Origin of the sequence: Chitinimonas sp. BJYL2, from assembly GCF_027257935.1 — a bacterium.
Taxonomy (GTDB): domain Bacteria; phylum Pseudomonadota; class Gammaproteobacteria; order Burkholderiales; family Chitinimonadaceae; genus Chitinimonas.
Window position 1 is genome coordinate 165,615 of the sequence record NZ_JANZKW010000004.1, and the last position, 25,513, is coordinate 191,127.

General features: G+C 61.6%; 28 protein-coding genes. 15 read left to right on the forward strand and 13 right to left on the reverse strand.

Features of this window, described 5'->3' with window-relative positions; genetic code table 11:
- Positions 1 to 15: 15 nt before the first annotated feature.
- Positions 16 to 438 carry a hypothetical protein gene (locus tag O9X62_RS12800; RefSeq protein ID WP_269533282.1) on the forward strand — a complete coding sequence of 141 codons (423 nt, stop codon included), beginning with the start codon at positions 16 to 18 and terminating at the stop codon, positions 436 to 438.
- 25 nt (positions 439 to 463) lie between these two features.
- On the opposite strand, the gene apaG is transcribed toward O9X62_RS12800, so the two are convergent.
- Positions 464 to 847: a Co2+/Mg2+ efflux protein ApaG gene (gene apaG / locus O9X62_RS12805; protein WP_269533283.1), complete on the reverse strand. Its 384-nt coding sequence runs from the start codon at positions 845 to 847 to the stop codon at positions 464 to 466.
- A gap of 117 nt (positions 848 to 964) precedes the next feature.
- On the opposite strand from apaG, the gene rpe reads away from it, so the two are divergent.
- The 11 genes from rpe (at position 965) to O9X62_RS12860 (ending at position 11,547) form a co-directional block, all read left to right on the forward strand.
- On the forward strand, positions 965 to 1,654 hold the full coding sequence (rpe, locus tag O9X62_RS12810; protein WP_269533284.1) for a ribulose-phosphate 3-epimerase: 690 nt from the start codon (positions 965 to 967) through the stop codon (positions 1,652 to 1,654).
- 3 nt (positions 1,655 to 1,657) lie between these two features.
- Positions 1,658 to 2,410: an SDR family NAD(P)-dependent oxidoreductase gene (locus O9X62_RS12815; RefSeq protein WP_269533286.1), complete on the forward strand. Its 753-nt coding sequence runs from the start codon at positions 1,658 to 1,660 to the stop codon at positions 2,408 to 2,410.
- Positions 2,407 to 3,081, forward strand: coding sequence for a phosphoglycolate phosphatase (locus O9X62_RS12820; RefSeq protein ID WP_269533287.1), 675 nt, complete (start codon positions 2,407 to 2,409; stop codon positions 3,079 to 3,081). Before O9X62_RS12815 ends, O9X62_RS12820 begins: the two co-directional genes overlap by 4 nt.
- A gap of 144 nt (positions 3,082 to 3,225) precedes the next feature.
- On the forward strand, positions 3,226 to 4,686 hold the full coding sequence (trpE, locus tag O9X62_RS12825; RefSeq protein ID WP_269533288.1) for an anthranilate synthase component I: 1,461 nt from the start codon (positions 3,226 to 3,228) through the stop codon (positions 4,684 to 4,686).
- Between the two features lie 33 nt (positions 4,687 to 4,719).
- Entirely contained in the window at positions 4,720 to 5,127 is a 408-nt protein-coding gene (locus O9X62_RS12830) for a hypothetical protein (protein WP_269533289.1), read from the forward strand.
- A 50-nt stretch (positions 5,128 to 5,177) separates the two neighbouring features.
- Positions 5,178 to 5,747: an aminodeoxychorismate/anthranilate synthase component II gene (locus tag O9X62_RS12835; protein ID WP_269533290.1), complete on the forward strand. Its 570-nt coding sequence runs from the start codon at positions 5,178 to 5,180 to the stop codon at positions 5,745 to 5,747.
- Positions 5,748 to 5,809: 62 nt separating this feature from the next.
- Positions 5,810 to 7,105 (forward strand): FAD-binding oxidoreductase, encoded by a 1,296-nt coding sequence (locus O9X62_RS12840; RefSeq protein ID WP_269533291.1) that lies wholly within the window; start codon positions 5,810 to 5,812, stop codon positions 7,103 to 7,105.
- Between the two features lie 87 nt (positions 7,106 to 7,192).
- Entirely contained in the window at positions 7,193 to 8,221 is a 1,029-nt protein-coding gene (gene trpD, locus O9X62_RS12845; RefSeq protein WP_269533292.1) for an anthranilate phosphoribosyltransferase, read from the forward strand.
- A gap of 3 nt (positions 8,222 to 8,224) precedes the next feature.
- Positions 8,225 to 9,013, forward strand: a complete 789-nt coding sequence (gene trpC, locus O9X62_RS12850) for an indole-3-glycerol phosphate synthase TrpC (protein ID WP_269533293.1) — start codon at positions 8,225 to 8,227, stop codon at positions 9,011 to 9,013.
- Positions 9,014 to 9,209: 196 nt separating this feature from the next.
- The gene (locus O9X62_RS12855) at positions 9,210 to 10,256 is read left to right on the forward strand and encodes a porin (RefSeq protein ID WP_269533294.1); all 1,047 of its coding nucleotides are present in this window, start codon (positions 9,210 to 9,212) and stop codon (positions 10,254 to 10,256) included.
- A 244-nt stretch (positions 10,257 to 10,500) separates the two neighbouring features.
- Positions 10,501 to 11,547, forward strand: a complete 1,047-nt coding sequence (locus O9X62_RS12860; protein WP_269533296.1) for a porin — start codon at positions 10,501 to 10,503, stop codon at positions 11,545 to 11,547.
- Positions 11,548 to 11,622: 75 nt separating this feature from the next.
- Here O9X62_RS12860 and O9X62_RS12865 read toward each other — a convergent pair whose 3' ends face one another.
- Genes O9X62_RS12865 through O9X62_RS12905 form a run of 9 tightly spaced genes read right to left on the reverse strand, consistent with a single transcriptional unit; the run spans position 11,623 to position 19,365 of the window.
- Entirely contained in the window at positions 11,623 to 12,528 is a 906-nt protein-coding gene (locus O9X62_RS12865) for a MerR family transcriptional regulator (protein ID WP_269533297.1), read from the reverse strand.
- The gene (locus O9X62_RS12870) at positions 12,525 to 12,959 is read right to left on the reverse strand and encodes a nuclear transport factor 2 family protein (protein WP_269533298.1); all 435 of its coding nucleotides are present in this window, start codon (positions 12,957 to 12,959) and stop codon (positions 12,525 to 12,527) included. The genes O9X62_RS12865 and O9X62_RS12870 overlap by 4 nt, the downstream gene beginning before the upstream one ends.
- The gene (locus tag O9X62_RS12875) at positions 12,956 to 13,732 is read right to left on the reverse strand and encodes an SDR family oxidoreductase (protein ID WP_269533299.1); all 777 of its coding nucleotides are present in this window, start codon (positions 13,730 to 13,732) and stop codon (positions 12,956 to 12,958) included. Before O9X62_RS12875 ends, O9X62_RS12870 begins: the two co-directional genes overlap by 4 nt.
- A gap of 8 nt (positions 13,733 to 13,740) precedes the next feature.
- Positions 13,741 to 14,262, reverse strand: coding sequence for a DUF3833 domain-containing protein (locus O9X62_RS12880; RefSeq protein WP_269533300.1), 522 nt, complete (start codon positions 14,260 to 14,262; stop codon positions 13,741 to 13,743).
- Positions 14,259 to 15,524 carry an MFS transporter gene (locus O9X62_RS12885; RefSeq protein ID WP_269533301.1) on the reverse strand — a complete coding sequence of 422 codons (1,266 nt, stop codon included), beginning with the start codon at positions 15,522 to 15,524 and terminating at the stop codon, positions 14,259 to 14,261. Before O9X62_RS12885 ends, O9X62_RS12880 begins: the two co-directional genes overlap by 4 nt.
- Positions 15,521 to 16,030: a chalcone isomerase family protein gene (locus O9X62_RS12890; RefSeq protein ID WP_269533302.1), complete on the reverse strand. Its 510-nt coding sequence runs from the start codon at positions 16,028 to 16,030 to the stop codon at positions 15,521 to 15,523. Before O9X62_RS12890 ends, O9X62_RS12885 begins: the two co-directional genes overlap by 4 nt.
- Positions 16,031 to 16,032: 2 nt before the next feature.
- The gene (locus O9X62_RS12895; protein ID WP_269533303.1) at positions 16,033 to 17,247 is read right to left on the reverse strand and encodes a cyclopropane-fatty-acyl-phospholipid synthase family protein; all 1,215 of its coding nucleotides are present in this window, start codon (positions 17,245 to 17,247) and stop codon (positions 16,033 to 16,035) included.
- Complete coding sequence (locus tag O9X62_RS12900; protein ID WP_269533304.1) at positions 17,244 to 18,074, reverse strand: DUF1365 domain-containing protein; 831 nt, start codon at positions 18,072 to 18,074, stop codon at positions 17,244 to 17,246. The genes O9X62_RS12895 and O9X62_RS12900 overlap by 4 nt, the downstream gene beginning before the upstream one ends.
- The gene (locus O9X62_RS12905; RefSeq protein WP_269533305.1) at positions 18,067 to 19,365 is read right to left on the reverse strand and encodes an NAD(P)/FAD-dependent oxidoreductase; all 1,299 of its coding nucleotides are present in this window, start codon (positions 19,363 to 19,365) and stop codon (positions 18,067 to 18,069) included. The genes O9X62_RS12900 and O9X62_RS12905 overlap by 8 nt, the downstream gene beginning before the upstream one ends.
- 103 nt (positions 19,366 to 19,468) lie before the next feature.
- Here O9X62_RS12905 and earP point away from each other — a divergent pair, with 103 nt between their 5' ends.
- The 3 genes from earP to recA all read left to right on the forward strand — a co-directional run bounded on the left by earP (position 19,469) and on the right by recA (position 22,552).
- Positions 19,469 to 20,593 carry an elongation factor P maturation arginine rhamnosyltransferase EarP gene (gene earP / locus O9X62_RS12910; RefSeq protein ID WP_269533306.1) on the forward strand — a complete coding sequence of 375 codons (1,125 nt, stop codon included), beginning with the start codon at positions 19,469 to 19,471 and terminating at the stop codon, positions 20,591 to 20,593.
- A gap of 203 nt (positions 20,594 to 20,796) precedes the next feature.
- Positions 20,797 to 21,360, forward strand: a complete 564-nt coding sequence (gene efp / locus O9X62_RS12915; protein WP_269533308.1) for an elongation factor P — start codon at positions 20,797 to 20,799, stop codon at positions 21,358 to 21,360.
- 148 nt (positions 21,361 to 21,508) lie between these two features.
- Positions 21,509 to 22,552, forward strand: a complete 1,044-nt coding sequence (gene recA / locus O9X62_RS12920; RefSeq protein WP_269533309.1) for a recombinase RecA — start codon at positions 21,509 to 21,511, stop codon at positions 22,550 to 22,552.
- Between the two features lie 144 nt (positions 22,553 to 22,696).
- Here the strand turns inward: recA and purF are convergent, their stop codons facing one another.
- Genes purF through O9X62_RS12935 form a run of 3 tightly spaced genes read right to left on the reverse strand, consistent with a single transcriptional unit; the run spans position 22,697 to position 25,510 of the window.
- Complete coding sequence (gene purF, locus O9X62_RS12925) at positions 22,697 to 24,235, reverse strand: amidophosphoribosyltransferase (protein WP_269533310.1); 1,539 nt, start codon at positions 24,233 to 24,235, stop codon at positions 22,697 to 22,699.
- 49 nt (positions 24,236 to 24,284) lie between these two features.
- Positions 24,285 to 24,776 (reverse strand): CvpA family protein, encoded by a 492-nt coding sequence (locus tag O9X62_RS12930; RefSeq protein WP_269533311.1) that lies wholly within the window; start codon positions 24,774 to 24,776, stop codon positions 24,285 to 24,287.
- Complete coding sequence (locus O9X62_RS12935; RefSeq protein ID WP_269533312.1) at positions 24,773 to 25,510, reverse strand: SPOR domain-containing protein; 738 nt, start codon at positions 25,508 to 25,510, stop codon at positions 24,773 to 24,775. The genes O9X62_RS12930 and O9X62_RS12935 overlap by 4 nt, the downstream gene beginning before the upstream one ends.
- Between the last annotated feature and the right edge of the window lie 3 nt (positions 25,511 to 25,513).

Sequence of the window (25,513 nt, forward strand, 5' to 3'; positions counted from 1 at the left end):
CACCGGAGCATGCCCATGGACGACCTTGCCCACTACACCATCGAACCGGCTGATTTCGGCCAGGGTTGGCACAGCGAGCGCCTGAGCGCACAACGCATGCCCGACCCGCTGCCTATCGGCTTTCCCGATGCGTTCCGGGCACGGCTGATGCAGCTGGCCGACGCCCCTGGCGTTTCGGACACGGCGTTTCAGCATGTCTACTTTGATCTGGTGGTATGCCCGCAATTGCAAGCGGCGTTAATGGGCTTTGGCGATGCCGCCGCACAGGTATTTGCCGACCCCGCCTTCGGCTGGCGCATTCATCTGGATGCCCGCCTCCAGCATCGATGGAATGAATGCCTGGTCAAGCATGGCGAAGGCGCATGGCTGGACGAAACCGTCTCCTTGCTGGCCGGGTTCCGCATGCTGGCTGAACATCTGGATGACTGGAAACATTGAGGCCGTGTGCAGGCCCCGTTGATACTTAGTGCAATACGCGCGGCACGGACAGCACGAACTCGTCGATAGGCGCGTCGAACCGGGTTCCGTCATCCGCAACAAACTGGTAGCTGCCACGCATGGTACCCACCGGTGAGCTGATCGCCACCCCGCTGGTGTACTGAAAACCCTCACCCGGCGCCAGCCTTGGCTGCTCGCCCACCACACCCTGCCCACGCACTTCCTGCACCTTGCCGTCGGCCTCGGTAATGATCCAGTGCCGCGTCTGCAACTGGGCACGCTCGGTGCCGGTGTTGACGATGGTGACCTCATAAGCGAACACAAAGCGGCTATCGGCTTCGTCGGACTGATCCGGCACAAATCGGGTTTGTACGGTCACCGTGATGTGATGCTTGCGGGATTCGCCCATGACTGGCTTGCGGCTGTGTTGGATGGGGGCGATTACACGCGAAATCTTGCTCACTCACAAGGCGTGCGGTGCTTTCCGGTAAAATCGCCGCATCCCCACTCTCTCCGAGCCGCGATCATGGCCCAGCCTACCTTCCGCATTGCCCCGTCCATCCTGTCGGCCAACTTTGCCAAGCTAGGCGAAGAAGTACAGAACGTGATCGCGGCCGGTGCCGACATCATCCACTTCGACGTGATGGACAACCATTACGTGCCCAACCTCACTATCGGCCCCCTGGTGTGCGAAGCCATCCGCCCCTGCACCGATGCGCTGATCGACGTGCACCTGATGGTCAAGCCCGTGGACCGCATCATTCCGGACTTTGCCAAGGCCGGTGCCAACATCATCACTTTCCACCCCGAAGCCAGCGAACACATCGACCGCAGCCTTGGCCTGATCCGCGATTCGGGCTGCAAGGCCGGCCTGGTATTCAACCCGGCCACGCCGCTGCATTACCTTGACCATGTGATGGACAAGGTCGACATGATCCTCTTGATGAGCGTGAACCCCGGCTTTGGCGGGCAGAAGTTCATTCCCGAAACGCTCAACAAGCTGCGTGACGCGCGCCGCCGCATTGATGCGTACACGGCCAAAACCGGCAAGGAAATCTGGCTCGAAATCGACGGTGGCGTGAAGGTGGACAATATCGCCGAGATTGCCGCCGCCGGGGCCGATACCTTTGTGGCCGGTTCAGCGATCTACAACACGCCCGATTACAAGGCCACCATCGATGCCATGCGTGCCGAGCTGGCCAAGGTGAGCCGCTAAGCCATGCGCTGCTATATCGTCACCGGCGCATCGCGCGGGCTGGGCTTGGCCTTGGCGCGTGATATTGCCGCCCAAGGCCATCAGCTGATTGCGCTGGCGCGGCAGGAATCGCCCGAGCTGGCCACGATAGGTGCGGCGGCGAGCGGCTACCGCTTTGTGGCCATCGATCTGGCCGATATCGCACAAACCAGCGATACCGCCGAGGAACTGATGGGCTCGCTGGCGGCGGTGGCCTGGCAAGGCATCTACCTGATCAACAACGCCGGCTTGGTGAAACCCGTGGCACCGGCAGGCCGCTACGATGATGCGGCGCTGATGCAGTGCCTCAACGTGAACCTGAGTAGCGCCATCGTGCTGGCCAATGCCTTCCTGAGGCACTTCCAGCATCACGCCGGCGACAAGTGCATACTCAATATCAGCTCCGGTGCGGGCCGCAATGCCTACCAGAGCTGGAGCGCCTACTGCACCGCCAAGGCGGGGCTTGATATGTACAGCCGCTGCGTGGGTGTAGAGCAGCAACGCGAGGCCAAGCCGGTGCGTATCGCCGCTATTGCCCCGGGCATCATCGATACCGGCATGCAGGCGGATATCCGGGCGGCCGAGGTAGCCGACTTCCCCCAGCTAGCGCAGTTTGTGGATTACCACCGTAACGGTGATCTCACCCCTGCCGCCCAATGTGCTAGCGAGATACTGGGCCTGCTGCACAGCCAGCATGTGGGCGTGGGCGAGCTGCTCGACGTGCGCAGTTTCCGATGAGCCACGCCATCAAAGCCGTTGCCCTCGATCTCGACGGCACCCTGCTCGACACAATTGCCGACCTGGCCGCTGCGGCCAATGCCATGCGCGCCGAGCTGGGCCTCAACCCGCTGGCACAGCCACGGCTCGAAAGCTTTGTCGGGGGCGGCATGGTGCAGCTGGTACACCGCGCCCTCACCGACAGCCACGATGGCCGCGCCCACCCGGAGCTGCTCGAAGCCGGTGTCGATGCGTTCTGCCGCCATTACGACGCCATGCTCGCCAACACCACCCGCCCGTACCCTGGTGTGGTAGATGGTTTGCAGCAGATGCTGTCACTCGGCCTGAAGCTGGCCGTGGTCACCAACAAGCCCTACCGCTTCTCCGTACCCGTACTGGAACGCACCGGCCTGCTGCCCTTCTTTGCACTGGTACTGGGCGGCGACAGCCTGCCGGAGAAGAAACCGCATCCGCTGCCCCTGCTGCATGTGTGCGAGTACTTCGGCATCGCACCGGCCGAACTGCTGATGATTGGCGACTCGCATTTTGACCGCGATGCGGCCTTGAATGCCGGTTCGCCGTGTCTGCTATTGCGATATGGTTATGACGATATTAAGCATTTGGCGTGCAATGGGCATATCGATAGCCTTGTCGAAGCCGCCGATTTTGTGAAGAATGCGGGCTCGGCTTAAATCCCGTTGCCGCCCGGCAGCGATTCTTTCGGTTCCCCTACCACATCATGATGACTTTTCGGCGGCACCTCGGGCTGACATGGCGATGGCGCTAATCGCGTCCTCCCGGTTTATTCATTCACCCCTTTGCCCGGAAAGCTCGCCATGACCGAACTCGAATTCGACGCGCTCGCGCGTCAAGGCTACAACCGCATCCCCGTCGTCCAGGAAGGCCTGGCCGATCTCTACACGCCCCTCTCCGTTTATCTGCGTCTTGCTGATGCACCGTATTCCTATCTGCTGGAATCGGTAGTCGGTGGCGAGCGTTTTGGCCGCTATAGCTTCATCGGCCTGCCCGCCCGCACGGTGCTGACCGTACAGGGCCGCGAAACGGTGGTGACCACCGATGGCGAAGTCGTCGAGCGCCACGAGGGCGACCCGCTCGATTTCATCGAAAGCTACTCGCAGCGCTTCAAGGTGCCGCCCATGGGTGGCCTGCCGCGTTTTGCCGGTGGCCTGGTCGGTTACTTTGGTTATGACACGATCCGCCTGATCGAAAGGAAACTGGCCCGCGCCGACAAGCCGGATTCGATTGGCGCGCCCGATATCCAGCTGCTACTCAGCGAAGAAATCGCGATTTTCGACAACCTCAGCGGCAAGCTCTACCTGGTTGTGTACGCCGACCCGAGCCAGCCACAGGCCTTTGCCAAAGCGCACTCACGCCTGCACGCCCTGCGCATGCAACTGCGCGATCCGGCCCGCCTGCCGCGCGTGGAACCCACGCCCACCACCACGGCCAAATCCGAAATGGGCGAAGCCAATTTCAAGGCGGCGGTCGAGAAGGCCAAGCAATACATTCTGGACGGCGACATCATGCAAGTGGTGCTGAGCCAGCGTATGACGATGCGTTTCGAGCAACCGCCGATTGCGCTCTACCGCGCCTTGCGCTCGCTTAACCCCTCGCCTTACATGTTCTATTACCAGCTTGGCGACACGCATATCGTCGGCGCCTCGCCAGAGATCCTCGTCCGCCACGAGGGCGGTACGGTCACGGTACGGCCGATTGCCGGCACCCGCCCGCGCGGCAAGGATCGCGAGCACGATCTGGCACTCGAAGCCGAGCTGCTGGCCGACCCGAAAGAAATCGCCGAGCACGTGATGCTGATGGACTTGGGCCGCAACGATGTCAGCCGCGTGGCCGAGATCGGCAGCGTCAAGGTCACCGATGACCGCGTGGTCGAGCGTTATTCGCATGTGATGCACATTGTTTCCAGTGTCGAGGCCAAGGCCAAGCCGGGCGTCAGCAATATCGACATCCTGCGGGCTACCTTCCCGGCTGGCACCGTATCGGGCGCACCCAAGGTGCGGGCAATGGAAATCATCGACGAGCTGGAACCTACCAAGCGCAGTATCTATTCGGGCGCGGTCGGGTATCTGGGTTTCAATGGCGATATGGACCTGGCGATTGCGCTGCGCACCGCGGTCATCCGCAACAAGACGCTGTTCGTACAGGCCGGCGCCGGTATCGTGGCCGATTCGGTGCCGCAATCGGAATGGCAGGAAACGCAGAACAAGGCACGGGCTGTGCTTCGTGCTGCGGAACTGGCCCAGAAGGGGCTGGACTAACACCGTTCATTTGCAGACAGACCCTAGCCCGCCATGAGCCTGCCACCGTCCAATCCTGCCTCACCCCCATCCCGCAAAGGCGGGCTGTTGGGCTGGCTTTCGCGCCTGTGGCGCGAGCCGGAGTCGGATGCGCCCAATGACTTTGGTCTGGTGCTGTTTGCCGAACGCTGCGCCCCCACCTTCTTTTGCAGCCACGAAGACATGCGCCAGTGGATCGCCGCCCGTGCACTGGATTCGGGCTTCCCGATCCGCTGCCTGGATCGGCCCGGCCGCGTGGACAACCTGCTCGACGATACGCACCACGAATCGCAGCAGGCACTGGTCGAGCTGGCAGCCAGCGGCAAGCTGAGCCCCGCCTGCCACCGGCTGTTCATCCGCCGCAAGGAAGCGCGTACCTGGCTGCACCGCAAAGGCTTCGAAATCCCGAACTTCCTGCGCTGAGCAGACGCCCGAGCGTCGCCGCGCCCACCCCATACCGTGCAGGTCCCACCATGCTGCTGATGATCGACAACTACGACAGCTTCACCTACAACCTGGTCCAGTACTTCGGTGAACTGGGCCAGACCGTGGAAGTGCACCGCAACGACGAGATCACGCTCGACGAGATTGCAGCCAAGCAGCCGCAATACCTCGTCGTATCCCCTGGCCCGTGCTCGCCCAGTGAAGCCGGCATCTCGGTCGCGGCCATCCAGCGCTTTGCCGGGCAGATTCCGATTCTGGGCGTGTGCCTGGGCCATCAGAGTATCGGCCAGGCCTTTGGCGGCAAGATCATCCACGCCAAGCAGCTGATGCATGGCAAGACCTCGCCGGTCACGCACACCAGCGTGGGTACCTTCCGTGATCTGCCCTCGCCGTTCACCGCCACGCGCTATCACTCGCTGGTGATCGAGCGCGAAACCTGCCCCGACTGCCTGGAAATCACCGCCTGGACGGACGATGGCGAGATCATGGGCGTGCGCCACAAAACGCTGCCGATTGAAGGCGTGCAGTTCCATCCCGAAGCGATCCTGACCGAACACGGTCACCAGATGCTCGACAATTTCCTCAAGACTTACGCCTGAGCCAGCAGCCCAGCCGTGCCGCCCACATAGCACGGCGCTGACCCAGGCTGGCGACAGCGCGCATGCACCTGATCAACCCCTCCTGGTACGCTCACCGCCAATCTAGGTCCACTCTTTGCGCCGCGCTTGAAGGCGATACGCAAGCCGATGTGGTCATCATTGGTGGCGGCCTCACCGGCCTCTCCGCCGCGCTGACACTCGTAGAGGCTAGCCAGCAGGTCGTGCTGCTCGAAGCCGACCGGATTGGCAGCCAGGCCTCGGGCCGCAACGGCGGGCAGGCCTTGCAGGGGCTGGCGGCGAGCATGTCTACCGTGGAAGCGGCCGTGGGCTTGCCGGCAGCCCAAGCCATCTGGGCCATGAGCCGCGAGGCATTGGCGCTCCTCAAGTCGCGCGTGGTTCAATACCAGATTGAATGCGGTCTCAGCACTTCCGGCTATGTGTATGCCGCCGCGCACCGCGGTCAGCTTGCCGAGCTGGCGCAGTGGCAAGCCGATGCCGCCAGCCGATACGACTACCCTGATCTGCAACTGCTCGACCACCATGCCTTGCAACACCATGTACGCAGCGATGCTTACATGGGCGGCCTGTTCGACCCGCACGAAGCCCATCTCGATCCGCTTGCTTACACGCTGGGCCTGCGCGATGCCGCACTGGCTGCGGGTGCGCGCTGTCACGAGCAATCGGCTGTTACCGGCTGGGTGCGTGAGGGGTCGGCTTGGCGCGTGCAAACCGACAAGGGCAGCGTGCTCGCCAAGCAGCTTTTGCTGGCCGTGAACGCTGGCATCGGCAAGCTCGCGCCGTCACTCGCGCGCTACTTTCTGCCGGTGGAAAGTTTCATTGTTGCCACCGAAGGGCTGGGTGCGGATCGCGCCCGCGCTTTGATGCCCAGCGGCGCCGCCGTGGCCGATTGCCATCGCGTACTCAATTACTTCCGCATCAGTGACGACCAACGCTTGCTGTTCGGCGGCCGCGCCAGCGGCACCGCCACGGACCGCGCTGCCGATACGCGTGCGCGCATGCTGGCGGTGTTTCCGACTTTGGCTGATGTCGCGATTGAACACGCCTGGGGTGGCGAGGTGGATGTCACGCCGCACAAGCTGCCGCACTTTGGTCGTCTGGACGAGGGCATCTACTTTGCTCAGGGCTTTTCGGGCCATGGTCTGGCGCTGACCGGCTTGGCTGGCAAACTGGTGGCCGAAGCCATGCAGGGCCGGCCTGAACGGTTCGATCAGTTTGCCGCGCTGCCACAGCACCGCCTGCCCACGCACCTGCCCGGCTTCACGCGCACGGCGATCACGCTGGGCATGGCCTGGTTCCAGCTACGCGACTGGATCGATGCGCACTGGTATCGCGACTAGGGCATAACGGCATGCCCTTCCCTTCCTTGGTCGGCCCAGCCTGCAGCCGCTAGAATCCTCGCCAACCCTTCATCCGAGCACGCCCCCATGATCACGCCCCAGGCCGCACTTAACCGTCTGATCGACGGCAACGAACTGTTCTACGACGAGATGCTGTCGGTCATGCGCCAGATCATGACGGGCGAGATGACACCGGTGCAGACTGCCGCCATCCTGATCGGCCTGCGCGTCAAAGTGGAAACCGTGTCCGAAATCGCCGCTGCAGCCACCGTGATGCGCGAGCTGGCCAGCCATGTGGTGGTGCAGGATCGTCGTCACCTGGTCGATACCTGCGGCACCGGCGGCGATGGTGCCCATACCTTCAATATCAGTACGACCTCGGCCTTTGTCGCGGCCGCGGCCGGGGCGCGCGTGGCCAAGCATGGCAACCGCGGGGTGTCGTCGAGCAGTGGCTCGGCCGATGTGCTTGAGGCACTGGGTGTGAACCTGGCACTCACACCGGAGCAGGTCGGTGAATGCATTGATGAAGTCGGCGTGGGCTTCATGTTTGCGCCCAATCACCACGGGGCCATGAAGAATGTGGCGCCGATCCGTCGTGAACTGGGTGTACGCACCATATTCAATATCCTCGGTCCGCTGACCAACCCGGCACATGCCGATAACCAGGTCATGGGCGTATTCCACCCGGATCTGGTGGGCATCCAGGCCCGCGTGCTAAACCAGCTGGGCAGCCGCCATGTGCTGGTCGTCCACGGCCGCGACGGGCTCGATGAAATCAGCCTGCTGAGCAAGACGCTGATCGCCGAGCTGCGCGATGGCGAGATTCATGAGTTTGAATTTGATCCGCGTGATCATGGCTTCGAGCTCTGCGAACCCGCCGCCTTGCGCGCCAGCAACCCGCAGGAATCCGCCACCAAGGTGCGTAGTGTGCTCGCCAATGAGCCCGGCCCCTGCCGCGATATTGTCGTGCTCAATGCCGGTGCGGCAATCTATGCTGCGGGCGTGACTGTCAGTCTGGCCGAGGGCTTCAAAGCCGCTGATGCCGCGATTGCCACAGGCGGCGCCCGCGCCAGGCTCGATGCCCTGATTGCCAAGACCCACACTTTCAAAGCCTGAGCCATGTCCGACATCCTCAAGAAAATCCTCGCCACCAAGGCCGACGAAGTCGCCGCCGCCCGCCAAGCGCGGCCACTGGAAGCCGTGCGTGCCGAGGCGGAAGCCAACCGCGATCTGCGCGATTTTGTGGGTGCACTACGCAGCAAGTACGCCGACGGTGAAGCCGCGGTGATTGCCGAAATCAAGAAGGCCAGCCCCAGCAAGGGTGTGATCCGTGCCGATTTCAAACCCGCCGAGATCGCTGCCGACTACGCCGCCCACGGCGCGGCCTGCCTGTCAGTGCTGACTGACGAGCAATACTTCCAGGGCCATACCGATTACCTCAAGGCCGCCCGCGCTGCCTGTGCGCTCCCTGTGCTGCGCAAGGACTTCATCGTCGATGCGTACCAGATCTACGAAGCACGGGCGATGGGCGCCGATTGCATCCTGCTGATCGTGGGCGCGCTCGAAACACCGCACATGCAGGAGCTGGAAGCGCTGGCGATGGAACTGGGAATGGCCGTGCTGGTGGAATCGCACGATGCCAAGGAACTACAACAGGCACTGACCCTCAAGACCCCGCTGATCGGCATCAATAACCGCGATCTGCGCAGCTTTGAAGTGAGTCTCAAGACCACCCTGAACCTGTTGGACGAGATTCCCGCCAACCGCATCGTCATCACCGAATCGGGCATTCTCAAGCCCGCCGATGTGGCGCTGATGCTGGAGCATGAGGTGTATGCGTTCCTGGTGGGCGAAGCGTTCATGCGCGAACCTTCGCCGGGCAAGGCCCTAGCCTCGCTGTTTGCCTGATCCCTATCCGCCGCGCAGACCAGACGGGCAGCCCATAGTGGCTGCCCGTTTCATTTTGATGACAGCAAACCCGCACCGTTGCTGGCTTGCAACGCCGGCGATGTGTAACAAACCTGTCATCCAGACTCCGTATAAAGCGGTCCGTCGCCCAAGCATTTCGGGCCACGAACACCCTTCACACAAAACGGAGTCATCCATGAACAAGCAACTGATCGCCCTGGCCGTGCTGGGCGCCATTTCTGCTCCCGCCTTTGCCAACGACAGCAGCGTCACCCTGTACGGTCGCATCGAAATGGGCCTGGAGTTCTACAACAACGGCGACGCAACCGACGGCAGCAAGGGTATCAGCGCACAGCGCGTTGAAGGCTACGCCTCGCGCATCGGATTCAAGGGCGAAGAAAAGTTGGGCGATGGCCTGAGCGCCCTGTGGCAGGTTGAGCAGAAGGTCAATGTGGATTCCGGTTCGGGTACCACCTTTGCCGATCGCAACAGCTTTGTGGGTCTGAAGGGTGAGTTCGGTACGCTGCTGCTTGGCCGTCACGACACGCCGTTCAAGGCACTCAACAAGTACGTTGACATCATGTGGGGCAACGCCGAGCAGCACGAAATCATCAACAACGGCAAGGCCGCCGGCATGAGCCTGCATACCCGCCGCAACAACGCCATCCACTACGTCTCGCCGAAGTTCAGCAATATGGTGATCCGCGCCCAGTTCAGCCCGGACGAAGAAAAGACGTCGACCACCAACAAGAACCTGTTCTCGTTTTCGGGTGAATACGACGATGGCACCTACTTCCTGGGTGCGGCCTACGAAGGCCAGCGCGATGCCGTGGCAACTGGTCAGGATCGCAAGGGCTACAAGCTCAATGGCGGCGTGAAGCTGGGCGATACCACCCTGGGTGCCAACTACTCGACCATCGAGAATGAAAACACCAAGGAATCGGACAACTGGTCGTTTGCTGTGTCACACAAGATGGGCAACACCACCCTGAAGGGCATCTACGGCATCAGCAAGGTGGACGACCTGAAGGCGCCGACCAAGCAGCTGGATGTGAGCATGTACGGTCTCGAAGTGGATTACAGCCTGAGCAAGCGCACCGCTGTTTACGGCCTGTTCACGCAGATCCGCAACGATCGCGACGCTGCAGCCAAGTTCGAGAATTCGACCTCGCCGAACACCCCTGTGGTGAAGGCCGGTGGCGATCCGCGCATCATCAGCTTCGGCGTACGCCACAGCTTCTGATCGCCTCAAACTGTCTTGAACAGTCTGCAAACGGGCACCTTCGGGTGCCCGTTTTTCATGGCAAACGTCGCAAGCGGGCAACGTGAACATGACAGCATTGTTGCAAAATCAGCAGTAAATACCGGTTATATCGGCCCAATACGGGTTTACCCGATTGCGAAGCCAAAACCCTCGCGCGCACACTCCTCGTCAGCCTGAGTCCCGGACAGGTCACCCCCCAAGACCTCAACAAGGAGAATCAAGAATGCGCAAGACCCTGCTCGCAGCATTACTGACGGGTGCCGCCGCTGTTCCGGCGATGGCAGAAGGTACGGTGACGCTTTACGGTCAGCTGAATATTCCTCTGGAGTTCGTGACGACCTCTTCAGGCCACCAGATTGTCATCGGTAATGTGGACAACTCCTCCAAGGCCCCCGGTGGTGTGAACTCGCCCAGCCGTATCGGCTTCAAGGGTGACGAGAATCTTGGCGACGGCATGAAGGCTTGGTGGCAGGTGGAAACCGCCATCGGCCCTGACGATGCCTCCTCAAGCAACTTTGCCAACCGTGAAGGTTGGGTAGGCCTGCAAGGCGGTTTCGGCAAGTTTGGTCTGGGCCGAGGCAAGACCCCGTTCACCAATGTGGCTGACCTGTTCGACAGCAGCGTGGATGCCGGTTCCAACCTTGCCACCTACAAGCACGCGATGCTGGGCAACACGGTGTCCAACCGTTTTGACAACGCGGTTCGCTACGATTCGCCCACTATGGATGGCGTCACTTTCGCCGCCATGTATGGCGCAGGCGAGAACAAGACCAGCACGGTGAACGCCGGCCAACACTGGGCCACCAGCGTGCGCTATGCCAGCGGTCCGCTGACCCTTGCGGGTGCCTACAGCAATCAGCGCAATACGGGTGCTGTAGCCGTTAACGGTGCACGACTCGAATCGCTGCTGCTGGGCGGTACTTACCAGATCGATGCCGTCAAGCTGGGTCTGGGTTACCAGATGGCCGAGGTACGAAATGGCATCGCGGCACAAGACAAGAAGGGCAACAGCGTTGTTACCACCATCGCCTACGCGATGGGCAGTACCACGCTCAAGGCCGGAGCCATTTTCAATGGCAAGGCCAAGGTCGGCGGCGTCACGGCTGCCGGATCGGATTACATCCGTTACAACCTGGGCCTCAAGCACGCCATGAGCAAGCGAACTGCGCTGTACACCGAGTACACGGCAGACAGCTATGACAAGGGTCTGGACAACAAGAACAAGACCGACGTTAATGTCTTCAGTGTCGGTATTTTCCATACCTTCTGATCCCCGCTGCCCGGCCAACGGGTTGCAGTGTTAGGTTGACAAAGGCACCTTCGGGTGCCTTTGTCGTTTACCGGTCTAGTGTGCGCTGGCCACGCGCTGGGCCCGCCAGCGCGTGACGGCCTCGGCCAGTTCGCCCAGTTCACGGATCATCAGTAACTGCGGGTCGCGCAAGCGCAGGTTGGCGCTCCCCTGGCCGCCGACCCAGAGCTGGGTCCCCTTGGGCAGTGCGGCCAGCAAGGCACTGACCCCCTGCTGGGCCTGCGCCTCGCCATAGGCGGCGCTGATGGACAGCCCCACAATATCCACGCCGTGTACCGTGGCGGCCTCCAGCGTATCTGCCAAGGGCATGCCTGGCCCGAAAGACAGCACCTCGCACTGGTTCATGCGGAGCATGACTTCCACCATCAGCAGCCCCAAGCCATGCTGCTCCTCCGGGAGCGTGGTCAGCAGGATCTTGGGCGGATTACCGCCAAGATAGAAAGGCTGCATGGCGAGTCTCAACAGCTGTTGCACCTGCTCGGTGTAAAGATGCTCCTCGTGGATGGCCAGCGTGCCCCTGCGCCAAGCCTCCCCGACACAGCGGTTTGCCTCCGGCATGGACACGGTAATGAAATGCTTGAGCCCGTGATTGCTCAGTTCGCGGGCGAACCAGCTATGTATCCGTTTCACATCACCTTGCTGCAACAGCTGTAGCAGCTCATGGCCGGGATCTTCTGCAGTCTGTCCCGGTTGCTTGCCCAGCCCCCCCTGAAGCTGCCGCAAGGCCTGGATGTCCATACCCACCAATCGGCCCGGCCGGAAGCCGCGATCGATGAGGACGCGCACCAGTTTGAGCTTTTCGATCTCGTCGGCGCTGTAGACGCGATCGCCATGTTCATCGCGCTGGGGCGAGGGAAAACCGTAGCGGCGCTCCCACATGCGCAACAGCTCCTTGGAGACTCGTGTTTCCCGCTCGGTTGCGGCAATCGGTAGTCCATTCATGATGCGAGCCTCCGTTTGATCCAGCGCAGCAGGCTGCCCAGCACGGGAACGTGCTCATAGACCTGTGCGGCTGCGTCCCAGTAATCGACATGACTGCTGATCAGTCCCTGCTCGTCCAGCGTCAGGTGCGTACCCCCCTGAATGCTGCGAGGCTTGCCGTTCAATCCAAACTCAAAGCGCCAAACAAGGAAGGCCGTGCGACCCCGTACCACCCGCTCATCCACAATGAATCGGGGCCCCGTGAGGGTGGCAAACATATGGGCATAGACCTGCGCCACCCGATCAATGCCGATGAGCTGGTTGAACGGGTCCACAAAGCGCGCCTGGCTGGCGTAGACCTGATCGATGCTGGCCAGCGAGGCGGGGGTGAGTTGCTCGAACCAGGCAACGATCTCGTTGAACCGGGTATCCAGTTGGGCTTGTTCGCTCATAGTCCTGTGACCTTGTGCAGCAAGGGGAAGCGCCAGCGATATGGCAGACGGCTCAGCCAGCGCAGACCGCGGGTGAAGCGGCGGGGAAAGCGGATTTCGAATTCGCCTCGGGCAAACCCGGCCAGCATGGCCGTGGCGGCCTGCTCGGGGGTAATCAGCTCGGGCATGGTGAAGGGATTTCCGGCCGTCATCGGCGTGGCGACGAAGCCGGGATTGACGAGGTAAACCGAGACGCCCTTGGGCGCGAGGTCGAAGTACAGGCTCTCGGCAAGATTGATCAGCGCCGCCTTGGTGGCGCCATAGATCGTTGCCTGGGGCAGACCCGTGTAACCGGATACGCTGGCAACCAGTGCGATACCGCCCTGCCCTGACTGCAACATGCCGGGCAGGATCTCGGCCACCCCCCGGTAGATCGAAAGCACATTGGTCTGGAAGGCTTGATCCGCCACTGCTGGATCGGCCTCCCAGGCCCGGCACGGGTCGTAGCGTGCGGCGAGGAACACCACCAGATCCAATCCGCCCAAGGTGGTATGTGCCGCAGTCGCCGCTGCGGGCCATGCCGATGCCTGTGCTGCGTCAAACGCCAGGCAGTGCGCATGGGGAAGCCCGGCTGCCACGGTGGCGAGCCGGTCGCCATCGCGTGCCGACAAGACCACGCGTGCCCCCCGCGCCAGCAGCTGGCTGGCGAGCGCGGCGCCGATGCCGCTGGAAGCACCGATCAGCCAGACGCGCTTGCCTTGCCAGTCAGTGATCGGTGGATTGAGTCGAGCCATGATCTCGCCTATTGCTTGCGGAAGAACAAGGTGACCTGACCCAGCTCCACCCCGAACTTGCGCATGCTGCTGCGGTTGACCATCGTCTTCTCATCCATCAGCCACATCCAGTCGTCGAACTGGACCTCGTAGACCGATCCATCGACCGGCAGACGCAATGTGTATTCCCAACGCAGCGCATTGCCAGCGATGCGACCTACCGCCTCCCCGACCACGTCATCGGCCGTGCCGCGCCAAGTCCCGTCTGCCTGCTTGCGCAAGGTCCAGACACGGCGCTGTTTCTCGCCATCGGCGTAGACAAAGCGCTCATCCAGAGTGCCAGTGTCCCCTTGCCAGCTTGGTGTGATCTGCACGTGGAAACGGCGCGCGACCTCACCATTGCGCTTCTGGAAAATGCCCCAGGCTTCTACCGGACCGGAAAAATAGGCGGGTAGGTCAAGCTTGGGCTGCTCGCGCGCGTAGTGATCAACATCAACGCCCGCGCAGGCGGTGAGCAGGGTCAGGCACAAGGCCAGGAATAAGGATTTCATGACGAGGACTCCGCGGAGATCGGGCGCAGATCTGCAGCCCAGGCATACAGCATCAAACCCGCCGCGAGCTTGAGCGCGCAGGGCAGGCCGGCATAGACGAGCGCGAGTACACCGGCGGCGCTGGCATCGCCCGCGCGGTAACCCAATGCATCCAGCAGCGGCAAGGCAATGCCTGCCGCCAAGGCTAGCCCCAGCTTGCCGAGCATGGCCCAGATGCCGAAATAGAGGCCCGTATCCTGACGGTGCTCAGGCGGGATGAGATCAGCCAGCAAGGCCGGTGGCAGGGCCAGATCCGCGCCCAGCGCCATCCCGGACAAAGCGCACACGAGGCCAAATTGCCAAAGGTCGCCACTGCCCAAGCCGGCTGCCCAGAAAAAACCGCCGTAGGCCATCACCATACCCACGAGCCAGGCATAGGGCTTGCCGATCAGGTCGGCGAGCATGACCCAGCCGGGAAGTGTCAGCGCACCCGCCAGAAAATAGGTAAGCAGCAGGTAACCCGCTGCGTCCGGTGCCTGAATGACATCGGCGACATAAAACAGAACGAGCGTGGCCGGGATGGCCACCGCAAGTGAATTGACCAGATAGATGATGATCAACTTGCGGATGGCAGGTGGACGCAATGCACTGCGCCAGTCAGGCCCGGCAGCGGCGCGAGCCAGATGCGGCGCAGGTGCGCCACGCAAGGTCCAGAACAGGCACAAGGCCAGAATCGGGATGAAGATCAGACCGAACAATCCATAGGCATCACGGTTGCCATAGCGCTGGGCCAGCCAGACGGGCAGCGCCGAGGCAAGCAACACCCCGATCAAACCGGCGGCCTCGCGCCAGGCAGTGACGCGTGCACGGGTTTCAGTATGGTCGCTAAGGCGGGCTCCCCAGGCGAGATAGCAAATATTCACCGCGCTGTGGGCGGTGTAGACAAGGACGAGACAGAATCCGAGCCAGACATACAAACCCGCGGCACCCAGCGCCGGTGGGCTGAACAGGGCATACAGGGCAACAGCCATCAGGCTGGCACCCACGCCCATCAGCATCTGCCAGCCTCGGGGGCGGGCTTGCAGATGGTCCACCCAGCGGCCAATGAACGGGTCCTGTGCAGTGTCGATCAGGCGGGCAAAAAGCAGCACTGCGCCCAGTACAGCCAGATCCAGCCCCAGCGTTGCCCCATAGAACTGGGGCGCGGCCACGTACACGGGCAAGGCCGCCATGGCGAGCGGCAGACCCAATGCACCGTAGGCGAGCAGGCCGGATGTTTTCATCGCGCTTCGCCGATCAGTTGACGACGCAGGCCCGGTTCGCTGGTGGCCGGATCGAGCCAGATGGCAAAGAACCAGCGTGCGAACTCGGGGTCGTCGATGCTGGCCGTGAGCTGTTCGCCGGCATAAAAACGGACACCTTTGCCGGGCAGATGTACGCCTGTCAGCGTGTCGCCCTGATCCACATCGATAAACGCACGGCGCATCTGCTTTGCCCAAGTGGGGAACGACTGCGCAGGCGCACCAAGACGCTGCATCTGGTCAAGACTGGCCTCGACAATCCGCTCCGCCTTGAGGCTGCGCGCATAGCGTAAACGCAGTGCGTGGGGGGCACGCTGATCGAAGCGCCCTGTCGGGGTGTAGAGTTCCGCGTCGTACAGTTTCAGGCCGAACCAGCGCATGGCACCCTGCCCCACTGGCTGCACATCGGGGAGATCATGGCGCCAGCTGGCCTCGGCCTGAACCAGCAGGCACATGCTGCACAGCCATGCGAGGTAGAGGCGGGGCATGATCAGGCGGCCTCGAGTGTCCATTGTTTGACCCCCGTACGGCCCGCGCGGAAACCGGCTTCGCAGTAAACAAAGTACATGCGCCAGATGCGGATGAAGGCATCATCAAAGCCCAGCGCACGCACGTCATCGAGCACGGCCTCGAAACGCTGACGCCAGCGCAGCAAGGTTTCGGCGTAATCAAGCGCAAAGTCGATCTCGGCACGGACCAGCAGCCCCACCTGCCGGGTTTCTTGCACGAAGCGGGTCGGGCTGGGCAGCATGCCGCCCGGAAAGATGTATTGCTGGATGAAATCGGTTCCGGCCCGGTAGGACTCGAACTGGCTATCGTGGATATCAATCGCCTGAATCACGATACGGCCACCCGGCTTGAGGCAGCGGCGCAGCATGGCGAAGTAGGTCGGCCACCAGCGCTCGCCCACGGCCTCGATCATCTCGATGGACACGATATGGTCGTAGGACTGCTGGACATCGCGGTAATCCGTTAGCGAGAGCTGGACCAGCTCATCCAGGCCCAGTCTTGCCATGCGCGCCTGCGCAAAGGCGAGCTGCTCGGTAGACAGTGTGATGCCATGCACCCGGATGCCGCGCTGGGCTGCACGCTCGGCGAAGCCACCCCAGCCACAACCCACCTCCAGAATCGTCTGCCCGGCTTGGGCGCCGAGCTGATCCAGGATGCGGTCGTATTTGGCATGCTGGGCGGAGACCATGTCCTGCTCCGGCGATGAAAACAGTGCCGAGGAGTACGACATCGTGGGGTCGAGCCAGAGCGCGTAGAAGTCATTGCCCAGATCATAGTGGGCAGAAATGTTGCGCCGGCTGCCGCGCCGATTGTTGTCGCGCAGCAGCAAGTGGGCCAAGCGCTTGAGCAGCAAGGCCCACCAGCTGCCATTGACGGCTTGGGTCATCACGGCTTCATTCGCCAGGGCCAGATTGAACAGGGCGAGCAGATCGGGCGTATCCACCCAGTGTTGGCGATAGCTTTCGGCAAACCCGATATCGCCCTGCCGCAGGATCGCACCGGCGGCGCGCCAGTCATGCACATGCAGCTCGGCACGTGGCTCCGCCCCCATCTGTCCGAAATGACCAACCTGCCCCTGCGGGTCCACCAAGGTCAGCGAACCACTTTGCAATCGGGACAGCATCGCCACAAAGGCACGGGCCGGGAGAGGCAGCTTGGTCGTCGGATAGGGCAGGACAAGGTCGGTCCGGTTCATGGCGACACCTCGTTGTTATGAGTGAGTTCAAAAGCCGGCGGTTGCGGCTTGCGGAAGAAGGGCACGCCACCGAGCCAGAGTCGAAGCGCCTGCCAATGAATGCGTGCCACCACACCAAAGGTCAGCAATGGCATGCGAAGCAAAGTCGCCAGCACGAGCGGCCGGCTGATGGCCTGCGCCGAGCCCCACATGGCGGTCTTGAGCAAAGGCAGCGGGTCGCTGGCATCGTCGTGATAATCAATCACCATCACGTGGCGCTCGCTGCCGGACAAGAGGCGGAAGCGATAATTGCCACGCACCTCACAGAACGGCGAGACGTGAAACACTTTGCGGCAACGCAGGATGGTGGTGGCAGTAATCGGACCCTGATCGGGGGCAGTCAACACGTACTGATGGCGCTCGCCAAACGTGTTGTTGACCTCGGCAATCACGATGCGCAGCTGCGCGTCGTGATCATGGCAGTACCAGAAGCTGACCGGCTTGAAGGCATAGCCCAGCACACGCGGAAAGGCATGCAGCCACACGGCACCACCGGGCCGCTGCAAGCCGGCCGCCGCGAGGCGGGTATCGAGCCAGGCAAGCAGATCGCTACCGTCTCGCGCACCATGATCCGCCGCCTGGAAACTCACCGCGGCAAGCCGGTTGATGCCGAACCACCAGCTTCCGCTGCGGACTTGGGTATCGAGCTGGTCCAGACGCAAGCGCAGGAAAAAAACCGGATAGCTGAAGCGGTTGAGCCGTGGCCGGCTGCGCGCATGCATGACCGTGCCGACGCAGAGCTGGGCAGGTGGCACGTTGCGCGACGCGTTCTGGGTGATGTCAGTCATAGACAGCTTCCCAGGGCGGGGTGACGCCCAGATGACGCGCCACCCTCAGGGCAGCCTTGAGGCCGTCTTCATGAAAACCGTACCCAGCCCAGGCACCGCAGAACCAGGCGCGATCCAGGCCTTGTATGGATGGCAGGCGCTTTTGTGCGGCAATGGCTGGGGCATCCATGACCGGGTGTTCATAATCAAAACGTGCCAGCTGGTGCGCCGCTGCAGGCGGCTGATGGGGATTGAGCGTCACCACCACAGGCGTGGTGAAGGGCAAGGGCTGCAGCTGGTTGATGAGGTAACTGACCGCGACCGGACGCTCGCCGCTGTCTCCAGCTTGGGAAAGATAGTTCCAGGCCGCCCACACGGATGATCGACGTGGCAGAAGCGCAGGGTCGGTATGCAGCCAAGCCTCGTTGGACTGGTAGCGGAACTGGCCAAGCACCGCGCGTTCCTGTGGCTGGGCATCCAGCAGGGCCAGCGTGGTCGGCGCGTGGCAGGCAAACACCACCCCGTCAAACTCGCGCGTGTCCTGTACGGACTCGATCGTCACGCCTGCCACGTGGCGACGAACCGAACGAACCGGGCAGGCCACCCGCGACTCGGTAATACCTGCCAGCAACTTGCTCACGTACTCGCGGCCGCCACCCAGCACGGTTTTCCACTTGGGCCGCCCCTCCACCTGCAAGAGCCGATGGTTCAGACAGAAGTTGAGGAAGGTTTCAGCGGGAAAACCCAGAATATCCTGTACCGACGACGACCAGATGGCAGCGGCCATGGGTAGCAGATACCAGTCACGCATCGTGCTGCCATAGCCGTGATGCGCCAGTAACTCACCAAGCGTCCAGCCATGCTCACGCGCCTGCAAGAGATAAGCCGGGGCATGGCGGTTGAAGCGCAGGATCTCTACCAGCATGCACCAGAACGCCGGCCGCAACAGATTGCGCTTCTGCGCGAACACCGTGCCCAGATTGGTGCCGGCCCACTCGACATCGGGACGATCGAGCGAGACAGCAAAGGTCATGTCGCTGGGGTGGGTTGCGACCTCAAGATGCGCAAAAAGCTGGATCAGATTGGGGTACGTCAGGTCGTTATGGACCAGAAATCCGGTATCCACCGGCGCGGTCTTGCCCTCAAGCGTGACCTCGACCGTATTGGTATGACCGCCAAAATAGGCATTGGCCTCGTACAGACACACTCGGTATCGCTTGCTCAGCAGCCAGGCTGCAGCAAGACCGCTGATGCCGGCACCAATCACGGCGATACGGGCACCTTCTGGCAATGGGGGCGTTAGCGTGTTCATGCCCAGACTGTAGAGTCACCCTGTACATTAGTCAATGTTTTGTACAGTACTAAATGGATACCACCCCATTTGGTGTTCAGCACAGACCGGGCGAGCGTGTAACATGCCGGCCATGAGAGCCGACTGGGACATCTTTTGCAACGTCATTGATAACTATGGCGATATCGGCGTGGCGTGGCGCCTGGCCCGGCAAATCGCCAGCGAACGAGGCGAAACCGTGCGTCTCTGGGTGGATGATCTGGCCGTTTGCCAGCAGCTGGTGCCCGAGCTGGATACATCCCTCGCTGTTCAACGTTGTAGAGGGGTTGATATCCGCGCCTGGCCCAGCGAATTTCCGGCAGAGACACCGGCACATCGTGTCATCGAAGCCTTTGCATGCCGACTGCCCGATACTTACCTGAACGCAATGGCAACCCAGACGCCGCCGCCCGTCTGGATCAATCTGGACTATCTGAGCGCCGAGATCTGGGCCGAGGATTGCCATGGCCTCCCCTCCCGTCACCCACGCTTGCCGCTGACACAGCAATTTTTCTTCCCCGGCTTCAGCGCACGAAGTGGTGGGCTACTCAGGGAGGCCGGGCTGATCGAGCGGCGACAGCGCTTTGCGCGCGATCCCGCCTTGCAAGCCGAATGGCTGGATCAGCTTGGCATCGAACACGCACTACCAAGGGTGTCCCTCTTCTGTTACGCCAATGCCGCCCTCCCCGCGCTGCTGGAAACCTGGGCGACAGGCCCGGCCATGCAACTCTTCGTCACCGACGGCAAAGCCCGCACACAGGTCGCAGACTGGCTGGGCAAACCCTTGCACAGTGGCGACAACCTGACTATCGGCGCCTTGCAACTGCATGCGCTGCCTTTTCTGAGTCAGGACGACTATGACCATCTGCTCTGGTCGTGCGACCTGAACTTCGTTCGCGGCGAGGATTCTTTCGTGCGCGCACAATGGGCAGCTAGACCCATGGTCTGGCACATCTACCCGCAGCAGGATGCCGCCCATCTGATCAAGCTGCAGGCATTCCTGGAACGCTATCTGCAGGATTGGCCAGCGGATGCGGCCAACGCCGTCAGCGCCTTCTGGTCGGCCTGGGTGAATGAAGATGCAGTGGCTTGTCGGCAACACTGGCCAGCCATTCAGGACAGCCTGATACAACAGCGCACCCTGGCAAAAGCCTGGGCAGATCAGCTTGCCTCCCAGCCCGATCTGCTGACCCGCCTGGCCCGCGTTTGAGTGAGATACGACTGATCAGTGGGCCGAGCGGGCCGTGACAGGTCCACACTACCCTGCAAGCAACAACGCGCCGCAGCAAGCCCGGACAAACCCGATGGCAAACAGCCGCGACCGACGCGCGCTACAAAGTGGCACGCGCACAAGCGGGCCGGGTATAATGCTGCGTTTTTTCAACCGCTTATCCTCGCAGCAAGGCAAACAGCATGAAAACCGCAATGGAACTCCGCGCCGGCAACGTCGCGATGGTCGACGGCAACCCGATGGTCGTCCAGAAGGCCGAATACAACAAGTCCGGCCGCAACGCCGCCGTCGTCAAGATGAAGTTCAAGAACCTGCTGACCGGCCAGGGCATGGAATCGGTCTACAAGGCCGACGAAAAGTTTGACGTCGTCGTTCTCGACAAGAAGGAGTGCACCTACTCCTACTTCGCCGACCCGATGTATGTGTTCATGGATACCGAGTTCAACCAGTACGAAGTTGAAGCCGAGAACATGGGCGACGCCGTGAACTACATCGTCGACGGCATGGAAGATGTCTGCGAAGTGGTGTTCTACGAAGGTCGCGCGCTGTCGGTTGAACTGCCGACCACCATCGTTCGTGAAGTCGAGTACACCGAACCCGCCGTTCGTGGCGACACCTCGGGCAAGGTCATGAAGCCGGCCAAGCTGGTAGGCACCCCCTACGAGCTGCAAGTGGCTGCCTTCATCGAAATCGGTGACAAGATCGAAATCGATACCCGCACCAACGAGTTCAAGAAGCGCGCCTGATCATCGCGTTGCGGCTTGGGTAAAAAGCAGCCTGCGGGCTGCTTTTTTCTTGTCTGCATGCGATGGATGGACACGCGGGCGACTTGTGCTATAGTCCGGCCAATCGCAATTTGGTGAACGATTGTTCTACGAACCACAGGAAAACATCATGGACGACAACAAGAGCAAGGCCCTCGCCGCCGCCCTGGCGCAGATCGAAAAGCAGTTCGGCAAAGGCTCGATCATGAAGATGGGCGAAGCGCAGATCGAGAATGATCTGCAAGTCGTCTCCACCGGCTCGCTGGGACTCGATCTGGCCCTTGGCGTCGGTGGCCTGCCGCGCGGCCGGGTTGTTGAAATCTATGGTCCGGAATCCTCGGGTAAAACCACCCTGTGCCTGCACGCCGTGGCCGAAATCCAGAAGCTCGGCGGTGTGGCTGCCTACATCGATGCAGAAAATGCGCTGGATCCGGTATATGCCGGCAAGCTGGGCGTGAACGTCAGCGACATGCTGATCTCGCAACCGGATACCGGCGAACAGGCACTCGAAATCGCCGACATGCTGGTCCGCTCGGGTGGCGTGGATGTCATCGTGATCGACTCGGTTGCGGCCCTGGTACCCAAGGCTGAAATCGAAGGCGAGATGGGCGACCAGCTGCCCGGCCTGCAGGCACGCCTGATGTCGCAAGCGCTGCGCAAGCTCACCGGCAATATCAAGCGTACCAATACGCTGGTGATCTTCATCAACCAGATCCGCATGAAGATCGGCGTGATGTTCGGCAATCCCGAAACCACCACGGGCGGCAATGCACTCAAGTTCTACGCTTCCGTCCGGCTCGACATCCGCCGCACCGGTGCCATCAAGAAGGGCGATGAGGTGGTGGGTAACGAGACCCGGGTCAAGGTCGTCAAGAACAAGGTCGCCCCGCCCTTCCGCGAGGCCAACTTCGACATCCTGTATGGCCAGGGCATCAGCCGCGAAGGGGAAGTCGTCGAACTTGGCGTGATCCACAAAATTGTCGAGAAGTCTGGCGCTTGGTACGCCTACGGTGGCAACAAGATCGGCCAGGGCAAAGACAATGCCCGTGAGTACCTGCGGGAGAATCCGGCGCTGGCCCGCGAGATCGAGAACAAGATCCGCCAGGCTGTGGGCGTCAGTGCGCCGCTGCCCGCCGAACGGGAAGAGGAAGAACTCGATCCGGATCTCGCCTGACACCCGCAAGGCCACGACCGGCCTTGTCGTGGCCGCGCTGATGACTCAGCCCCCAATAGAAAAAGCCCGCTTGAATCGCGGGCTTTTTCTATTGGGTAGGCCGCAGGACATGCGGCTCTCGCCGGATGTTGCGGCAGACACGGATCAAATCAGGTTCTGTTCCGCGACACCCACATTCATGTCGAGCACCTGGCTACCGCCATCGCCCTCGCGTGACAGCGGGCTGACACGGCGCTCTTCCATCTCGTCGAGATAGGCATCATCCACATCACCGGTAATGTACTCACCCGAGAAGCATGATGTCTCGAACGCGGTGATCTTGCCCGAGCTGGCATCCGACACGGCCTGCACCAAGGCATCCAGGTCTTGATAGAACACTGCATCCGCGCCGATCTCGGCAGCAATCTGCTCATCCGACCGACCAGTGGCAATCAACTCGGCGCGGGTAGGCATGTCGATCCCGTAAACATGCGGGAAACGGACAGGTGGTGCCGCCGAGGCAAAGTACACCTTCTTGGCGCCTGCTTCGCGCGCCATCTGCACGATTTGCTTGGACGTGGTCCCACGTACGATGGAGTCGTCCACCAAGAGTACATTGCGGCCCGTAAATTCAACCGCGATGGCATTGAGCTTCTGGCGTACCGACTTCTTGCGGGTGGCCTGGCCAGGCATGATGAAGGTCCGACCGATGTAACGGTTCTTCTGGAACCCCTCGCGATACGGCAAACCAAGGTGATTGGCCAGCTGCAAGGCGCTGGGGCGACTGGTATCCGGGATGGGAATCACCACGTCGATATCGAAATCGGGAAGATCGCGGCGAATCTTGTCGGCGAGGTTATCGCCCATATTGAGCCGCGCCTGATACACCGAAATGCCATCCATGACCGAGTCAGGACGGGCAAAGTAGACATGCTCGAAAATGCACGGCACCAGCTTGGGCTTGTCGGCGCACTGGCGGCTGTGCAGCTTGCCATCCATGGTAATGAACAATGCCTCGCCCGGTGCCACATCCCGGACCATCTTGAAGCTCATGGTATCGAGTGCAACCGACTCGCTGGCCACCAGATACTCGGTGCCTTCGGGTGTCGCATGCTCGCCCAACACAAGCGGGCGAATCCCGCTAGGGTCGCGGAAAGCCACAAGGCCGTAGCCCGCAATGATGGCAACCACTGCATAGGCACCGCGAACGCGGCGGTGAACAGCGGCAACCACATCAAAAATGGTATCGGGCTTGAGGGTGAAACCAGTTGCCCGCTTTTGCAGCTCGTAAGCAAATACATTGAGCAGTGCTTCGGAGTCGGAATTGGTGTTGATGTGCCGCAGATCGTTGCGGTACATCGCCTCCTTGAGTTCCTTGTGGTTCGTCAGATTGCCGTTGTGGGCCAGCACAATGCCGAAGGGGCTGTTCACATAGAACGGCTGGGCCTCCGCAAGGCTGGAAGCCGAGCCTGCCGTGGGATAGCGGACATGGCCAATGCCGAGGTTACCCATCAGGGAGCGCATGTTGCGGGTACGGAATACATCCGCGACCAGCCCCTGTCCCTTGTGCATATGCATCACGCCACTCTGCTCTGCGGTAACGATACCAGCCGCATCCTGCCCACGGTGCTGGAGTACCAGCAGGCCGTCATACAGAAGCTGGTTGACCGGTGATTTTGCAACTACCCCGAGAATGCCACACATGATGCGTCCTTACGTTCCGAACCGTGGACCGGCCGATCAATTCGACTGGTCATTCAAACTTGATATGCTGCGCCAGCTGCACAGGCAGCCAAGGCTTGAGGGCAATCGCCAGCGCCTCGAATGGCGGGCTGAACATGGCATTCCGCCACATGGGCTGGCGCGGCAAACTGGTGAGTCCGCCGACAATGACAAAAGCCAGCACGATCAACACGCCCCGCGCAAGCCCGAAGAGTGCGCCGATAAACCGATCCAGCGGCGCAAGCCCGCTGGCGCGCACAAACTGGGCAATCGTGATACGGATAATCGCTGACACAAACCACACGCCAAGCAGAATGCCCACGAAGCCGGCAATCAAACGCAACTCGTCTGTAGGCACATCAGCCGGCAGCATCGCGGCCACCTCTCCAGCGTAGCGCTGGGCGAGCCAGAAACCCAGTATCCAGGCTGCCAGCGACAGGACTTCCGATACACCACCCCTGAACACGGCCAGTACCACAGACAGGCCCACAATGATCAGAACGGCATAATCGAAAACTGTCATTTGCCGACAACAGTACTCGTTACGCCCGCAGCGGCGAGCTTGCCACGCACTTTTTCGGCAGCCTCACGCTGCGCAAACGGTCCTGCGCGCAAACGAGTCAGCGCGCCCTTGTCGGTATTCACGGTTTCGGTCTGGATGCTCACGCCGGCCTGGCGAGCCTTGCTTACTAGCCCCATTGCCTTGTCCTTGTCGGCAAAGGCACCAAGCTGGACAAAATAACGCTCACCACCGGTGTCGGCGGCTTTTACAGCGGGTTTGGCGGCAGGCTTGGCCGGCTCCTCATCCATCCCGTCCAGGATGCGCGCGGGATCAACGATGGGCTTGGGTTTGGAGACCGGCTTGGCGGCATCCGGCTTGGCAGTCGCAGGCTTATCGGCAATCGGCGCCGGCTGGACTGGGGGTGGGTTCAGTGGCTGCGCCGATGCAGGCTCTGGCTGCGGGGCCGGCACGGCTGGCGCGGGGTCCACCGGCACGACAGAACTGGCTTCGGGAACCGTCATGGCAGGCAGAGGCTGAGTTTGCGGTTTGGTTGCGGCAGGAACGGTACTCGAGAGGCCAGGTGAGGAGCTGACAATGTCCACCGACTGGTTGACCAGGCTTTGCGGGGGCCGGTCATCCATCACGGTCCAGAGCGCGATCAGCGCCATGAAGACAAGCGCAACAGCGCCAACCAGACGGCGGCGCGCACGTTTGCGCAGTACGGTAAGTTCTTCGCTGATCGGGGCGTCTGCCATGAA

Coding starts and splice junctions, on each gene's coding strand:
- O9X62_RS12800 (WP_269533282.1), top strand. CDS start 16: ATGGACGACCTTGCCCACTACACCATCGAACCGGCTGATTTCGGCCAG.
- apaG (WP_269533283.1), bottom strand. CDS start 847: ATGGGCGAATCCCGCAAGCATCACATCACGGTGACCGTACAAACCCGA.
- rpe (WP_269533284.1), top strand. CDS start 965: ATGGCCCAGCCTACCTTCCGCATTGCCCCGTCCATCCTGTCGGCCAAC.
- O9X62_RS12815 (WP_269533286.1), top strand. CDS start 1,658: ATGCGCTGCTATATCGTCACCGGCGCATCGCGCGGGCTGGGCTTGGCC.
- O9X62_RS12820 (WP_269533287.1), top strand. CDS start 2,407: ATGAGCCACGCCATCAAAGCCGTTGCCCTCGATCTCGACGGCACCCTG.
- trpE (WP_269533288.1), top strand. CDS start 3,226: ATGACCGAACTCGAATTCGACGCGCTCGCGCGTCAAGGCTACAACCGC.
- O9X62_RS12830 (WP_269533289.1), top strand. CDS start 4,720: ATGAGCCTGCCACCGTCCAATCCTGCCTCACCCCCATCCCGCAAAGGC.
- O9X62_RS12835 (WP_269533290.1), top strand. CDS start 5,178: ATGCTGCTGATGATCGACAACTACGACAGCTTCACCTACAACCTGGTC.
- O9X62_RS12840 (WP_269533291.1), top strand. CDS start 5,810: ATGCACCTGATCAACCCCTCCTGGTACGCTCACCGCCAATCTAGGTCC.
- trpD (WP_269533292.1), top strand. CDS start 7,193: ATGATCACGCCCCAGGCCGCACTTAACCGTCTGATCGACGGCAACGAA.
- trpC (WP_269533293.1), top strand. CDS start 8,225: ATGTCCGACATCCTCAAGAAAATCCTCGCCACCAAGGCCGACGAAGTC.
- O9X62_RS12855 (WP_269533294.1), top strand. CDS start 9,210: ATGAACAAGCAACTGATCGCCCTGGCCGTGCTGGGCGCCATTTCTGCT.
- O9X62_RS12860 (WP_269533296.1), top strand. CDS start 10,501: ATGCGCAAGACCCTGCTCGCAGCATTACTGACGGGTGCCGCCGCTGTT.
- O9X62_RS12865 (WP_269533297.1), bottom strand. CDS start 12,528: ATGAATGGACTACCGATTGCCGCAACCGAGCGGGAAACACGAGTCTCC.
- O9X62_RS12870 (WP_269533298.1), bottom strand. CDS start 12,959: ATGAGCGAACAAGCCCAACTGGATACCCGGTTCAACGAGATCGTTGCC.
- O9X62_RS12875 (WP_269533299.1), bottom strand. CDS start 13,732: ATGGCTCGACTCAATCCACCGATCACTGACTGGCAAGGCAAGCGCGTC.
- O9X62_RS12880 (WP_269533300.1), bottom strand. CDS start 14,262: ATGAAATCCTTATTCCTGGCCTTGTGCCTGACCCTGCTCACCGCCTGC.
- O9X62_RS12885 (WP_269533301.1), bottom strand. CDS start 15,524: ATGAAAACATCCGGCCTGCTCGCCTACGGTGCATTGGGTCTGCCGCTC.
- O9X62_RS12890 (WP_269533302.1), bottom strand. CDS start 16,030: ATGCCCCGCCTCTACCTCGCATGGCTGTGCAGCATGTGCCTGCTGGTT.
- O9X62_RS12895 (WP_269533303.1), bottom strand. CDS start 17,247: ATGAACCGGACCGACCTTGTCCTGCCCTATCCGACGACCAAGCTGCCT.
- O9X62_RS12900 (WP_269533304.1), bottom strand. CDS start 18,074: ATGACTGACATCACCCAGAACGCGTCGCGCAACGTGCCACCTGCCCAG.
- O9X62_RS12905 (WP_269533305.1), bottom strand. CDS start 19,365: ATGAACACGCTAACGCCCCCATTGCCAGAAGGTGCCCGTATCGCCGTG.
- earP (WP_269533306.1), top strand. CDS start 19,469: ATGCCGGCCATGAGAGCCGACTGGGACATCTTTTGCAACGTCATTGAT.
- efp (WP_269533308.1), top strand. CDS start 20,797: ATGAAAACCGCAATGGAACTCCGCGCCGGCAACGTCGCGATGGTCGAC.
- recA (WP_269533309.1), top strand. CDS start 21,509: ATGGACGACAACAAGAGCAAGGCCCTCGCCGCCGCCCTGGCGCAGATC.
- purF (WP_269533310.1), bottom strand. CDS start 24,235: ATGTGTGGCATTCTCGGGGTAGTTGCAAAATCACCGGTCAACCAGCTT.
- O9X62_RS12930 (WP_269533311.1), bottom strand. CDS start 24,776: ATGACAGTTTTCGATTATGCCGTTCTGATCATTGTGGGCCTGTCTGTG.
- O9X62_RS12935 (WP_269533312.1), bottom strand. CDS start 25,510: ATGGCAGACGCCCCGATCAGCGAAGAACTTACCGTACTGCGCAAACGT.